Source organism: Vibrio thalassae (assembly GCF_900089835.1).
GTDB lineage: Bacteria > Pseudomonadota > Gammaproteobacteria > Enterobacterales > Vibrionaceae > Vibrio > Vibrio thalassae.
This window is the reverse complement of sequence record NZ_OANU01000045.1, coordinates 31,801-44,522: the sequence shown is the minus strand read 5'-3', so window position 1 is coordinate 44,522 and position 12,722 is coordinate 31,801. Positions and strand designations below refer to the sequence as shown.

The following is a 12,722-nucleotide window of genomic DNA, read 5'->3' as shown; positions in this document are numbered from 1 at the left end:
ACCACTTATCCCTTTTCCGTTAATTCCCAACTTTATTGACCTACACTGCTTGTGCGACGAACTTCAGCATGTCATCGGCGGCTGAGACCACCTTGGCGTTCATTTCATACGCGCGCTGGGTGGTGATCATATCGACCATCTCCTCCACTACTTGCACGTTTGAGCCTTCTAATGCACCTTGCTTGATACTGCCCGCCCCTTCTTCACCGGCAATCAGCTCTTCCGCTTGCCCACTGGCTTCGGTCTCTTTAAACAAGTTACCGCCAATGGCTTCTAGACCTGCTGGGTTAACAAATTTCGCTAGGGTGATTTGTCCCAAACCCTGTGGCGCAGGACCGTCTGCCGTGGTCGCCGTCACCGTGCCATCCACACCAACAGAGAGTGTCAAAGCGTTATCGGGAATCTGAATTTGAGGCTCCAATGGCAAACCTTGGCTATTTACCATCAGACCTTCTGAGTTGACATGGAACTGACCATTTCGGGTATACATGATCTGGCCATCAGAGTTTTCAATCTGGAAAAAGCCTTGTCCCATCACAGCTAGGTCTAGGTCTTGCCCTGTGTTTTGCGCGCTGCCTTGAGTAAAGACTTTTTGAGTGCCCACCACTCGCACACCACTACCCAACTGAACCCCAGTTGGCAGTTGGTTCACTTGGTCGACTTGCGCGCCTGGCTGGCGCTGAATGCTATAAAATAAGTCTTCAAACACCACTCGATCGCGTTTGAAACCTACGGTATTTACGTTGGCAAGGTTATTGGAAATCGCCGTCATTTTTGTATCTTGGGCGGCCATCCCTGTTTTACTGACCCATAATGCTGAATGCATGGTTTACTCCTTGGCGCGAGCGATTAGCTCGCGCTCATTAATTTGTTGCCGGATTGCGCAAGGGTTTCCGCTGTTTTCATCATGCGGATTTGCATCTCAAAGTTTCTGGTAAGTGACATAACGCTAAGCAGCTCATCAATGGCTGACACGTTACTGCCTTCGATATGTTCAGGGGCGAGGTTTACCGTTGGATCAGCGGCAAAAGGTTGACCATCAAGGCTATGCAGCAAGCTATCGCTTTCCTTTTGCAGTTGATTCATATCCGGTTTGACCAACTTCAATGTGCCCACTTCCACTTCGGCACCACCACCTGGAGGAATCACCGAAACACGACCACGTTCACTGATTTCTACCTTTTGGAACTCAGGCAGCACCATCGGGCCATTATCACCAACCACGGCAAAACCATTGATGCTCATCGCCCCCAGTTCATCGACTTTGATGTTACCGGCACGAGTGTATGCCTCATTGCCGGTAGGGGTTTGTACACTGATATAGCCTTCGCCCATGATGGCAATGTCTAGCGCTCGACCCGTTTTCACCACATCGCCAGCATCAAAGCGTGTCGCAGCCGAGTTGGTGACCACCATAGTGCGGCCATCAAAACCAGAACCTTGTAGGGGAATGCTTTTAACGCGTTCCATATCTGCGCGAAAACCTGCAGTGTCCGCGTTCGATAAGTTGTTGGAGCGAACGTGTTGCGCTTTGAGTACTCGGCTCGCCCCTGTGGTTGCTGTGAATAACAAGCTATCCATGCTCTACACCTTATACTGCGTTAAACAGAGCTTGAGTGAGCTTGTCAGAGGTTGAGATGGTTTTGGCGTTAGCTTGATAGTTGCGCTGTGCTGTCATCAAGTTCACAAGCTCAGAGGTCAGGTCAACGTTCGAGCCTTCCAATGCACCCGGTGTCAGGTCACCTAACACACCAGAGCCAGGAGTACCCATAACAGGTGCCCCTGAGCCATAGCTTTGAGTCCATGCGGTACCATTGGTTTTTGCAAGCCCCTGAGGATTAGCAAAGTTGGCTAACACCACTTGTCCTTGCAACTGAGATTGACCATTAGTGTAGGTCGCAAACACCATACCGTTATCTTCAACGCGCACGCCTGCTAATTCACCTGAGGTGTAACCGTTGGGATTGTTTGTACTCACACCAAATGCCGCGCCAAACTGAGTGCTGCCTTCAAGGCTAATATCGATGCTCATGGCATTCGCACCTGCCGCAGGGAACGCAACGTTAAAACTGCCCGTTGGTGAGGCTAGTGTGCCATCCGGATTGAAGGTAACCGGAACCGTTTGTGCTGGCGTGCTGCCACCGTCAACCTGAACATTCACTTCCCAAGTATTGTCTGCAGTCTTAGTGAAGTACTGAGTCACCGTATGCGAGTTGCCTAATGAGTCATAAACTTTGGAGGTATATGATGAGTTGAAAGAATCTGGATCTGCTGGGTCAAAAGGATTCACCGTTTGATCGACGATTTTTGAGCTGGCGTCAAAGTTAGCCACAAAGTCCAACTTATCAGTCGCTTGTGCGGCTAGTGATGAAGTACTGATCTTCAGATCACCCACTGAACCCGTCAGTAGATTATTGTTGCTATCAACACCATAACCTTGCAGTTTCGCTCCCGTATTACCAACCACATAGTTGTTTTTATCGGTACCAAATACGCCCGCACGGGTATACAGCGTTTGTCCCATATGGTCTTTAGTGACGAAGAAGCCATTACCATTGATGGCCAAGTCCATAGCACGACCTGTTCCCGAAACCGAACCGTTCTTATCAAAGTTTTGCGAGATGGATGCGACTTCTACCCCTCCGGCTTGCATACCGTTATACACCGCAGAGAATTCTGTGCGCGCTTCTTTAAAACCGTAAGTCGATGCGTTAGCAATATTGTGGCTGATGGTATTAAGCTGAGTGTTAGTAGCGTCCAAGCCACTTAATGCGATATCAAAGCTCATAATGTCCTCTAATTCTGATAATGTGTCTCAGCACGTTGTTGTGCGATGAGCGTAGGCGCTAGGCACCAAACTGACTGATTTGATAGAAAGGCACATTGCCAACACCAGCGATATTCACCATGGCTGCGCCTCCGTTACTTGGAATTCGTACTTGCTTCACTTCACCGGCAAGCAATAAGTTAGGGTCCGCCTGACCTTCTTGAACCTCTACCGATAGCGAGTACTTACCGGGCTTAAGACCCAACTCTTCAGGGTTGATGGAAAAATCCACGTCTCCCGCAGGGTGTGCGCCAAGCGGTACTTTGGTTTTCTGACCGAACTCGTCTTCTACAACTAAGGTCACTTGATTGGATGAATGCGCAAGCTCAACGCGGCCGTTTTGTATCCCGTCCGATAACTCCACTTCATTACCGCTGACATACACGGTTTGCCCCACTAGCCCTGCGGTTGAAAGCACCTGCATGTTATCCAACAGCACCATGCTGTTTTGCATCAGCATCGACATGTTCTCGGTACTTTGTACCTGAGAGAACTGTGCCAATTGGCTGACATACTCAGTGCCGTCTAGTGGGTTCAGTGGGTCTTGGTTTTGAATCTGCGCCACCATCAAGGTGATAAACTCATTTTGCAGTGACGTTGCGTTGTTCATGTCTTGTGGGTTGGCCGCGATACCAGCATTACTTTGACTCGCAACCGGCGTGTCCGTATCCAGAGCGGTAAATTGCGCGATACTCATTAGCGTCCTTCTCCTAGTCTCAACAAGCCTTGCTGCATGCTTTTCACATTAGCCAGCACTTCAACGTTGGTTTCAAAGCTGCGAGTTGCCGACATCATATCGGCCATTTCCGCCACCACATCGACACCTGGGTAGTAGACATAGCCTTCTTCATTTGCCAGCGGGTTGTTCGGTTCAAAACGCTGATCGGCTTTGGCATCACTTTGCACCACATCAACAATGCGCACTTCCGCATTCGGATACACATTTTGTCCGGCGGCAAGTTGAGTTTGACTGTATACCGTGGCAAATACTGGCTTTAGGGCTTTGTAAGCATCATCGGGGTTAGCCGACACGGCATCAGCGTTTGCCAAGTTACTTGCCACCGTGTTCAATCGCACAGTTTGCGCTGTCATCGCAGAGCCTGCGATGGAATAGATATCAGTGAATGACATGATTAGCGTCCCTCTATCGCTTTAGCCAAACCACTGAATTTCATATTCATAAAGGTCAGACTGGTTTGGAAATCCATGTTGTTTTGGGTGAACTTGGCTTGCTCTACACCGAGCTCAACGGTATTGCCGTCTTTACTGTTTTGGTAAGGCACTGAGTATTGCGTCGCAATGTCCAATTTTGGTGTTGGCGTATGCACACCATTCGGATTGGCTTGCTTCATCACGGTGGTAAAACTCAAGTCTTTGGCTAGGTATCCAGGGGTATCGACATTTGCTAAGTTACTAGCAAGCACCTTGGTACGCTGAACCCGAAAGTTGAGTGCCTGTGGGTGAACTCCCAATGCACTATCAAAACTGATTGCCATGTCTCTTGTCCTTAAATGGGCGAAGTACCAAGGGAAATTACAAGATATGTGCCAATATTTTTATAAAACAAAAACAATGACTTACATATTTATCAGGAAATGGAACTTCCGTTTTACGGAAGCAAGACGTGGGATGAGGAAGTGGCTAGGAAGTGCTTTTTTTCTGCTGCTAACTTTACCTTCACAAGCCGAAATTCAGCAAAAAATGACGCCACAAGATGTGGAAATGGCAGTACAACAGTCCGTCTTGGCGGAGATCGAGCGCACCGCACAGAGACAAAACTGGCAACACTACGAGACCAATCTGGTGATGTTCGTTCCAGAGTCAGCAAAACATTTAGCGAAATGCCAAGCACCACTGATTATCACCAGCCGAGATAGTCAGGCACTGCCTGTAGGCAACTTAAGACGCAGTGTACAGTGCCAAGATGGTCACAACGATTGGCGCATCAACACCAGCGCCAAAGTGACCTTATCGCTGCCTGTCGCCGTCGCCAGTCAAACATTAAATCGAGATACTCATATCACCGCGGCATCGGTACAACTGGAAACTCGCACTCTCAGTCGCGCCGTTCACTTCGTTGCCGATTTATCACAAATCATTGGCAACCAAGTCTCTCGCCGCATGCGAACAGGGCAAATTATTGATGCCAGCTTCGTGGTCAAGCCCCCGCTCGTCGAAAAGGGCAATGAAGTCGTCATCATTGCAGCAAAAGGAAAATTCAATGCCAGCACGAAGGGCATTGCGTTGGAAACTGGTGGAGCAGGTGAGCAAATCGAGGTGCAAAATAGCCAATCTAAGAAAGTAATTCGAGCTGTGGTAACAGGTTTGAACCAAGTTCACACTCAATTCTAATTTCTGACTCAAGATAACAATTTTCGATTTTAGTGCTCGAATCAAATCGGATTTCTGCTGTAAAAAATAAAAAGACCTAAATTCATCAAGGTAGATTTAATACTGCCTTCACTTTTGCCGCCCTATACTGTTAATGACACAGCGACAGGACAACATAGCAATGAAAATCGACAAGGTGGCCGGTGGGCACGTCCCTCAAACCAACTTTAATCAATCTAAAACACAGACCACTGAAGCTCCGACGCGCAAGACCGTTACTGAGTCGGCGTTTAATGCCAATACAGCAGCATTGGATAAGGCCCAAGCCGAACTTACCGCAATGCCGAATGTCGATATGGCAAAGGTTGAGGCAGTTCGTAATGCACTGGCGAAAGGTGAGTTGGGACTAGACGTCAAAGCGTTATCACAAGCAGTAATGCGTTTTCATACAGGACATGAGTCTTAGCCGTTATTTAATGGGCTATGTCTCAGCAAGAGGACAACTAAATGGCAGCAACAAGGACAGAGCTAGTCCAGCAATTTGTGCTTTCAATCTCTGAAGACATCAAGCTTTATCGCAAGCTATTGGCGCTGCTACAGCACCAAAAAGCACTGTACTTAAAGTTTGATGGTGAGGAATTGAGTAACAACATTCATAACCAACTGCCGGTTCTCAAGCAATTAGGAAGCAATGCCAGTAAACGCAGCCACACGTTGCAACAACTGCAATTGCCATGTTCTGAAAATGGAGCTAAAAAGCTCATTCGCGCTCTGCCAGCCAAACTGTCCGATACTATTGCCAAGCAATGGCAAATTCTAGAAGCACTGATTAAAGAGTGTCAAAAGTACAATCATGACAATGGACAAAGTTCGGCCGCCTTCCATGAATTGCTCGGGGAGTTAACAGGGCAAGAACAACACTGTTATGGGGAACATGTCAGGTAACCTTAACCGCAACATCTACGGTTACCACTTACTATTATGGGTGGGACTTATCTTTGCGTGTCTCTGGTTTCGTCCCAGCCATGCGAATAGCCGGCCGCCAGAGAGTGCAATCCAGCCCCATTTAGACACTCTAAAGCCTTACCAAAAACAGATCATGAAGAAGTTTGAAGAATTCAACCCTTTGGTCGATGAGATCTTCAAACAGCTCTCTAAGCGTTCTCTGCCTGACAGTTTAGTTTTAGTTCCCATGCTTGAGTCCTCCTATAACCCTAAAGCTATTTCGCCTGCAAAAGCAGCCGGGCTTTGGCAGCTAATGCCGGCTACTGCGAAACGTTTTGGGCTCACAGTGACTCAGCAGCACGACCAACGTTTTGAGATAGCGCCGAGCACACATGCGGCGATGCAATATCTCGACTTTCTGTATAACAAGTTTGACGGTGATATTAACCTGACTCTCGCCGCCTACAACGCAGGCGAAGGGCGTGTACAGCGAGCCATCAAAAGAGCGGGTAGTCGGCAATTTTCAGATTTACGATTACCCACTGAGACCACGCACTACGTTCACCGGTTTCATGCTCTATTGGCATTAGTCGACGTGAATTCACTAAGACAAGATCGCGTGACGACAATGTGGCTGTTTGCCAGCGAAACCCATTGGCAACAAGCACCGCTTATCGACTTAACACCACTGCCCCCCTTGATTTCGCTGTGACTAAGCTAACAATCTAAAAATTGCTTGTTCCCATCACCTTATTCACTGGTAAGATGCTGACATTCTAACCTATTCACCCAGACTCACTTTCATGCATAACGAACGCAAGGCAATCATCTTCGGATTGTGCGCTGTCCTCCTGTGGTCAACAGTCGCGACGGCATTTAAATTGACTTTAGCTGAGTTCACACCAGCACAAATGGTCGCAGCGGCCTCATTCGCCTCTACCCTTGCCTTAGTCGCAGTCTGCGCATTTCAAGGTACCTTGTCGCAAGTAAAGACCACCTTTGTCTCAAACCCATTTTATTATCTGCTACTTGGTTTGATTAACCCGCTAGCGTACTACCTGATTTTGTTCAAAGCTTACGACTTGCTACCGGCTTCGCAAGCTCAGCCCATCAACTACAGTTGGGCCATTACCTTGACCTTAATGGCCGCGTTTTTTCTAAAGCAGAAAATTCGCCCTCAAGACTGGTTTGCATGTGCATTGGGCTATTTAGGTGTTGTGGTTATTGCTACCAAAGGCGATGTACTGGGATTACAGTTTGATAGTCCTGCTGGCGTCGGTTTAGCCCTGCTTTCTACTCTACTTTGGGCGGGTTATTGGATCTTAAATACTCGCAATACCGCTGACCCTGTTGTTGGTGTGTTGCTCGGTTTTTTAGTCGCACTACCGTTTGCCTTTGCCGTCGCACTTTATGAAGGCGCAGCGTGGTCAACCATCAGCATCAAAGGTTGGCTGGCGGTGTCCTATGTGGGTCTTTTTGAGATGGGCATAACCTTCGTCTTATGGCTAAGTGCGCTGAAACTAACACAGAACACCGCTCGTATTAGTAACCTTATATTTGCATCACCGTTTATTTCGTTGATATTGCTAGCATATGTTATCGGCGAAGACATTCACCCATCCACGTTGGTTGGCTTGGTGCTGATTGTTGTAGGATTGGTTGTTCAACAAATCAAACGCAAAGCATAATTTCTCTCTTGTTTTAAATACCGCAGGCCACGCAATCTCACACAGGCCTGCCCTATTAATCGTCATCCCGACCTTGGCTGTCTTGCAGGCACCATGGTATCAACCGCATCTGCATGGACAGTGAGCTGCCATAAGAGCGCTTTCGATGCGCTCTCTTTGTAACAGACATGCAGTTGCACTGAGCTTTGCAAACAATGCTATTTACAATTTACTCAACAGCAAATTATCACAATCGTTAATCTACAACTATGCTTTCCCTGTAGATCCGAATGAACACCCACTACCTTTGAAGATCATGCGCCAACATAACATGGCGCCAAAAGGTTCGAGTGCCAAATGTGGATGTTTGTTATTTCGGTTTACTTCACTGTAGGCAGGAGGATTGATATGAGCAACAAAATGGGGCTGATGGGACTAACGACCATCGTAACGGTGAACATGATGGGCTCTGGGATAATTTTATTGCCCTCCAGCTTAGCACAAACCGGAGGAATCGCCTTACTCGCATGGGGCATCACCGCCGTAGGCGCATTATGTATTGCCTACGCGTTTTCCAAATGCGGGATGTACTGCCTTGAAGATGGCGGGATGTCCGCTTACGCTAAGAGAGCACATGGAAAGTCGAGTTTTTTTATCGCGTCTTATACTTACTATGTCTGCCTCGTCATCAGCGCCGTAGCCATCGCCGTGACATCGGTGGGTTATTTGGAAACGTTTATCCCCTGGCTTAAAGAAAGTCCAACACGCACGTTTATCGGTGTCGTTGTGATTTTAGTCGTCACGCTTGGCGCCAATATGCGCGGAGCGAAAATCACCGGACGAATTTCATCCATTACGGTTTGGGGGGTGATTATTCCTGTGCTTGGCGTGTCAATCATTGGTTGGTTTTGGTTCGATACCAAGATCTTTGCACAAGCATGGAATCCAGGCGATGTATCCATTTCTACTGCCATGTCCTCCGGAATTGCGCTTACCTTATGGGCATTTTTGGGGATAGAGTCCGCAGGCGTCAACTCAGGTGCAGTGGAGAACCCCAAACGCAATGTGCCGCTTGCTTGTATGTTGGCCACCATTTTTTCTGCCGTAACCTATATTGCGTCTACAACCGTCATACAAGGTATTGTACCAAACGATATATTAGCAAAATCCGATGCGCCATTTGGCTTGGTATTCGCACAAATGTTTGACTCAACAGTAGGGAATATTGTGACAGCTCTAGCCATCGTTGCTTGTATTGGCTCGTTACTTGGCTGGCAATTCACTAACGCACAAGTTTCAAAAGCGGCGGCCGAGCTTAATCTTTTCCCCAAGGTATTTAGCCAAGTGAACCGCTTTGATGCCCCTGTGAAAGGTATGTTGATTATGTTTGCGTTAGAAATAGTGCTGGCGGTGATGACCATTTCCCCGACACTACTCAAGCAGTTCAATGTTCTCGTGGACTTAGCCGTCTTTATTAACATGGTGCCTTATATCCTGTCTCTTACCGCACTTGGTGTGATTTTACGTTCCGCCAATGTTGGAAAATCAGAGTACAACATCTCCATCTTTGTAGGGTCGATCGCGGTGCTTTATAGCATCTATGGTGCGTATGCTACTGGGAAGGAATCCATATTCTACGGAACCATTATCACTTTATTTGGTTATTTCTTTTACGGCTTCATTGCGAGCAGAGATGCTCACACCTCCCCGAATGACCCGCAATAGTTCAGCGCATCGATACACATTTCTAATCACTAACCCATTAAGAAGGTAAAGTAATTATGAGGAAGTACGGTAAAAAGAAACAAGTATTAATTTTCAATGACTCGGTCAAAGAAGGAGTCATTGAAAATGCATTGAATCGTTTAATTGACGAGTTCACAAGTGAAGGAGTAGAGGTAAGCGTAGCCATATCATTTGACGATTGTTATTCGATCTTTAACGCCAATTCCGCCGTGGATTGTTTTATGCTTACCTCACAAATGACCGGACAACAAGCAGAAGAAAACAATAAGTTCTACCAGTTGATTAATAAGCTGAATCGACGCCAAGAAGGTGTCCCCGTCTTTTTATTGGCAGAGCGAAAAAAAACCACCCTGTCAGTCAGTCGTGAGTTGATGTCTAGTGTCGATGAGTTTGTTTGGATTATAGAGGACACCCCCGATTTTATTGTTGGTCGTGCACTGGCAGCAATGGAACGGTACCGTGAAAAACTCTTACCACCTCTAATGGCAGCAATCATTAAGTATGATGATGTTCATGAATATTCCTGGGCCGCCCCGGGTCACCAAGGCGGCGTTGGTTTTACTAAGACACCGGCAGGACAACGTTTTTATCAACATTATGGTGAAGCGTTGTTTCGTTCAGATATGGGAATAGAGCGCGGCTCACTGGGATCATTACTTGACCACACAGGATATTTTGGCGAGAGTGAGGCATTTGCAGCCAAGGTCTTTGGTGCGGATAAATCATATTCGCTAGTCACCGGAACATCTGGCGCAAACCGTACCATCATGCAAGTCTGCATGAAAGAAGATAACCTTGCCATTTGTGACCGAAATTGCCATAAGTCAATCGAACAAGGGCTCATGCTCACTGGAGCAAGACCCGTCTATATGCTCCCTACCCGCAACCGTTATGGGATTATCGGTCCCATTTACCCCGAGCAAATGGAAAAAGCAGCCCTACAAAAAAGAGCAGCCGAAAGCCCATTGACTAAAGACTTTACCAACCAAGATCCCGTATACGCTGTAATTACTAACTGTACTTATGATGGCCTTTGTTATAACGCCAAACGTGCCCAAGAGATTCTGGGGCAAAGCAGTAATCGAGTCCATTTTGATGAAGCCTGGTATGGGTACGCGCGTTTTAACCCAATCTATACGGATCACTTTGCAATGCGAGGGGAACCTGAAGAGGCTGAGAACGGACCAACCGTATTTGCAACCCACTCAACACATAAACTCCTTAATGCGTTATCGCAAGCTTCATACATACACGTTCGAAATGGGAAAGATTCGATTGACTTTCAGCGTTTTAATCAAGCATATATGATGCATGCTACCACCTCTCCTTTGTATGCGATTAGCGCATCAAATGACATAGCCATATCACAAATGTCCGGTAACAAAGGCTACTCCCTAACACAAGAAGTTATCCTTGAAGCGGTCGATTATCGTCAGGCAATGGGGCGTTTATATCGAGAGTTTGAACAAGATGGCGACTGGTTCTTTAAGCCCTGGAATGCTGAAACATTTACCGACCCAACAACCGGAGCCTCATTACCCTTTGAGCAAGCTGATCCCAAGTTACTTGCGAGTACTCAAGACTTCTGGATGATGAAGCCGGGAGATACATGGCACGGCTTTAAAGATATGCCAGACGATTGGTGTATGCTTGACCCTATCAAAGTCAGTATTCTCTCTCCGGGAATGGGCGAAGATGGCATTTTGTTAGACCATGGAGTACCCGCAGCATTGGTCACCCAATACCTCACTCGATACGGCATTGTGCCCACACGTACCACCGACTTCCAAATAATGTTCCTATTCTCTATGGGGATCACCAAAGGCAAATGGGCAACCTTGGTGAATACGTTATTACATTTCAAGCATCACCACGATCAGAATTCTCCGTTAAAAGATGTACTGCCGGATCTTGTCAATCAGTACCCCGAGGTATATGGCGGCATGGGCCTGAAAGAACTGAGTAAACAGATGTTTGCTTACCTCAAGCAACATACTCCGTCAGACAAGCTAAATGCTGCGTACTCATCATTACCCGAGGCCGTCATTACACCCAGAGCAGCCTTTGAATCGATTGTTGAAAACAACGTCGAAATGGTGCCATCACATAAATTGCAAGGTCGCGTAGCAGCGAATGCTGTTATACCTTACCCACCGGGCATTCCAATGTTGATGTCTGGGGAGAGTTTTGGTGATGACAGCAGTCCTCAGATTCATTACTTACACAGTTTAGAAGTCTGGGATAAAGAATTTCCCGGTTTCGAGCACGAAACGGAAGGCACCGAGGTAAAAGAGGGTACCTATTATGTTATGTGCGTGAAGGACTAGTGTTTAACAAGGAAATGGCTATGAATAGAACAACCTTTGGTGTGAGTGTCACTTGCACTTTGATCTCAACTTTGCTTTGGGCAGACGAGATTAAATTAACGGGTAGTACCATTGAAAGCGCATCAGTAGATAGGCTTCAGCTAAGCTTGAAGGCTTTTTCGGAAGACCAAAATGACCAGGGCATCGCCACGTCCATGACGCAGGGAAAGTTTCGGTTTGATAGAGGCTACGATACTGGCTTTGTAGGACCAGCAGGCCTTTTTCAAACTGACAGTATTGTGACCTGTTCCCAACCATTGGTAAGAATCACATCTCTTGCTGACTTTAACAACTTTCCCGATGAACTCGACCCTTTCCCTACTTATGGTCTCATGCGTTACGAGGACCGACTCATTCAAGAGCAAGACAACACAAGACCCCGAGCGGGTTTGCGGATTTACAATAATGAGTCTGTTATGGATATCTCTGGTTTAATCAGGTTAACCGTCGACAATAATTCCACAGCACTGTCTGCCATAGAAACTCAATTTGGTAAGCCGTCATTTGTGCTAAAGCGTAATCAAGGATGGCGGGTGCTCTATTTTGACGATAGTGTTGATGTCCAAGCGGTACAATTGGCCTACGAGAATGCTTTGAACCCTGAAAAAAAAGCCAATTACCTTAACATGACTCCCTCAACGGTGTTGTACGGCGTTATGCTTGATGCTTCATTTAACAGCAATCTTGGACTTAAAATTGATGGTGAGGCTTTAGAGTTTTTTATCAGTCAAAGTGATGGAGTTGTAGTGTTTACCAAGTACCAAGATACAGGGTTGTTTATTCAACGTTTCAATACAGAGCTAGAACGATGTGATTCTAAGGCCTATTAGCGGACACTAT

At 46.8% G+C, this 12,722-nt stretch carries 14 protein-coding genes; 8 read left to right on the top strand and 6 right to left on the bottom strand.

Going from position 1 to position 12,722, the window contains the following annotated elements:
- Positions 1–40: 40 nt before the first annotated feature.
- The 6 genes from flgG to flgB are packed head-to-tail and all read right to left on the bottom strand — an operon-like array spanning position 41 to position 4,323.
- Positions 41–826 (bottom strand): flagellar basal-body rod protein FlgG, encoded by a 786-nt coding sequence (flgG, locus tag VTH8203_RS13500; RefSeq protein WP_096994149.1) that lies wholly within the window; start codon positions 824–826, stop codon positions 41–43.
- A gap of 23 nt (positions 827–849) precedes the next feature.
- The gene (locus VTH8203_RS13495; protein ID WP_006072116.1) at positions 850–1,581 is read right to left on the bottom strand and encodes a flagellar basal body rod protein FlgF; all 732 of its coding nucleotides are present in this window, start codon (positions 1,579–1,581) and stop codon (positions 850–852) included.
- Positions 1,582–1,591: 10 nt separating this feature from the next.
- Positions 1,592–2,788, bottom strand: coding sequence for a flagellar hook protein FlgE (gene flgE / locus VTH8203_RS13490; protein WP_096994148.1), 1,197 nt, complete (start codon positions 2,786–2,788; stop codon positions 1,592–1,594).
- 58 nt (positions 2,789–2,846) lie between these two features.
- Positions 2,847–3,524, bottom strand: coding sequence for a flagellar hook assembly protein FlgD (gene flgD / locus VTH8203_RS13485; RefSeq protein WP_096994147.1), 678 nt, complete (start codon positions 3,522–3,524; stop codon positions 2,847–2,849).
- Positions 3,524–3,958 carry a flagellar basal body rod protein FlgC gene (gene flgC / locus VTH8203_RS13480; RefSeq protein WP_006072110.1) on the bottom strand — a complete coding sequence of 145 codons (435 nt, stop codon included), beginning with the start codon at positions 3,956–3,958 and terminating at the stop codon, positions 3,524–3,526. Before flgC ends, flgD begins: the two co-directional genes overlap by 1 nt.
- Positions 3,959–3,960: 2 nt before the next feature.
- A complete protein-coding gene (flgB, locus tag VTH8203_RS13475) occupies positions 3,961–4,323 on the bottom strand; it encodes a flagellar basal body rod protein FlgB (RefSeq protein WP_006072109.1) in 363 nt (120 codons plus the stop codon).
- A gap of 133 nt (positions 4,324–4,456) precedes the next feature.
- Between flgB and flgA the strand changes: the two genes are divergently transcribed.
- The 8 genes from flgA (at position 4,457) to VTH8203_RS13430 (ending at position 12,712) form a co-directional block, all read left to right on the top strand.
- A complete protein-coding gene (gene flgA / locus VTH8203_RS13470; RefSeq protein WP_096994146.1) occupies positions 4,457–5,179 on the top strand; it encodes a flagellar basal body P-ring formation chaperone FlgA in 723 nt (240 codons plus the stop codon).
- Between the two features lie 160 nt (positions 5,180–5,339).
- Positions 5,340–5,624: a flagellar biosynthesis anti-sigma factor FlgM gene (flgM, locus tag VTH8203_RS13465; protein ID WP_096994145.1), complete on the top strand. Its 285-nt coding sequence runs from the start codon at positions 5,340–5,342 to the stop codon at positions 5,622–5,624.
- Positions 5,625–5,665: 41 nt separating this feature from the next.
- Positions 5,666–6,103, top strand: coding sequence for a flagellar export chaperone FlgN (gene flgN / locus VTH8203_RS13460; RefSeq protein ID WP_096994144.1), 438 nt, complete (start codon positions 5,666–5,668; stop codon positions 6,101–6,103).
- A complete protein-coding gene (locus VTH8203_RS13455; RefSeq protein ID WP_096994143.1) occupies positions 6,093–6,815 on the top strand; it encodes a lytic transglycosylase domain-containing protein in 723 nt (240 codons plus the stop codon). Before flgN ends, VTH8203_RS13455 begins: the two co-directional genes overlap by 11 nt.
- A gap of 91 nt (positions 6,816–6,906) precedes the next feature.
- A complete protein-coding gene (locus VTH8203_RS13450) occupies positions 6,907–7,791 on the top strand; it encodes a DMT family transporter (protein ID WP_096994142.1) in 885 nt (294 codons plus the stop codon).
- Between the two features lie 387 nt (positions 7,792–8,178).
- Complete coding sequence (gene potE, locus VTH8203_RS13440; protein WP_096994140.1) at positions 8,179–9,495, top strand: putrescine-ornithine antiporter; 1,317 nt, start codon at positions 8,179–8,181, stop codon at positions 9,493–9,495.
- A gap of 56 nt (positions 9,496–9,551) precedes the next feature.
- Complete coding sequence (adiA, locus tag VTH8203_RS13435) at positions 9,552–11,843, top strand: arginine decarboxylase (protein ID WP_096994139.1); 2,292 nt, start codon at positions 9,552–9,554, stop codon at positions 11,841–11,843.
- Between the two features lie 20 nt (positions 11,844–11,863).
- Positions 11,864–12,712: a hypothetical protein gene (locus tag VTH8203_RS13430; protein ID WP_244181213.1), complete on the top strand. Its 849-nt coding sequence runs from the start codon at positions 11,864–11,866 to the stop codon at positions 12,710–12,712.
- Positions 12,713–12,722 lie beyond the last annotated feature (10 nt).

What these genes read in the sequence shown, in the direction of transcription:
- flgG (WP_096994149.1), bottom strand. Translation starts at nt 826, where the DNA reads ATGCATTCAGCATTATGGGTCAGTAAAACAGGGATGGCCGCCCAAGAT.
- VTH8203_RS13495 (WP_006072116.1), bottom strand. Translation starts at nt 1,581, where the DNA reads ATGGATAGCTTGTTATTCACAGCAACCACAGGGGCGAGCCGAGTACTC.
- flgE (WP_096994148.1), bottom strand. Translation starts at nt 2,788, where the DNA reads ATGAGCTTTGATATCGCATTAAGTGGCTTGGACGCTACTAACACTCAG.
- flgD (WP_096994147.1), bottom strand. Translation starts at nt 3,524, where the DNA reads ATGAGTATCGCGCAATTTACCGCTCTGGATACGGACACGCCGGTTGCG.
- flgC (WP_006072110.1), bottom strand. Translation starts at nt 3,958, where the DNA reads ATGTCATTCACTGATATCTATTCCATCGCAGGCTCTGCGATGACAGCG.
- flgB (WP_006072109.1), bottom strand. Translation starts at nt 4,323, where the DNA reads ATGGCAATCAGTTTTGATAGTGCATTGGGAGTTCACCCACAGGCACTC.
- flgA (WP_096994146.1), top strand. Translation starts at nt 4,457, where the DNA reads ATGAGGAAGTGGCTAGGAAGTGCTTTTTTTCTGCTGCTAACTTTACCT.
- flgM (WP_096994145.1), top strand. Translation starts at nt 5,340, where the DNA reads ATGAAAATCGACAAGGTGGCCGGTGGGCACGTCCCTCAAACCAACTTT.
- flgN (WP_096994144.1), top strand. Translation starts at nt 5,666, where the DNA reads ATGGCAGCAACAAGGACAGAGCTAGTCCAGCAATTTGTGCTTTCAATC.
- VTH8203_RS13455 (WP_096994143.1), top strand. Translation starts at nt 6,093, where the DNA reads ATGTCAGGTAACCTTAACCGCAACATCTACGGTTACCACTTACTATTA.
- VTH8203_RS13450 (WP_096994142.1), top strand. Translation starts at nt 6,907, where the DNA reads ATGCATAACGAACGCAAGGCAATCATCTTCGGATTGTGCGCTGTCCTC.
- potE (WP_096994140.1), top strand. Translation starts at nt 8,179, where the DNA reads ATGAGCAACAAAATGGGGCTGATGGGACTAACGACCATCGTAACGGTG.
- adiA (WP_096994139.1), top strand. Translation starts at nt 9,552, where the DNA reads ATGAGGAAGTACGGTAAAAAGAAACAAGTATTAATTTTCAATGACTCG.
- VTH8203_RS13430 (WP_244181213.1), top strand. Translation starts at nt 11,864, where the DNA reads ATGAATAGAACAACCTTTGGTGTGAGTGTCACTTGCACTTTGATCTCA.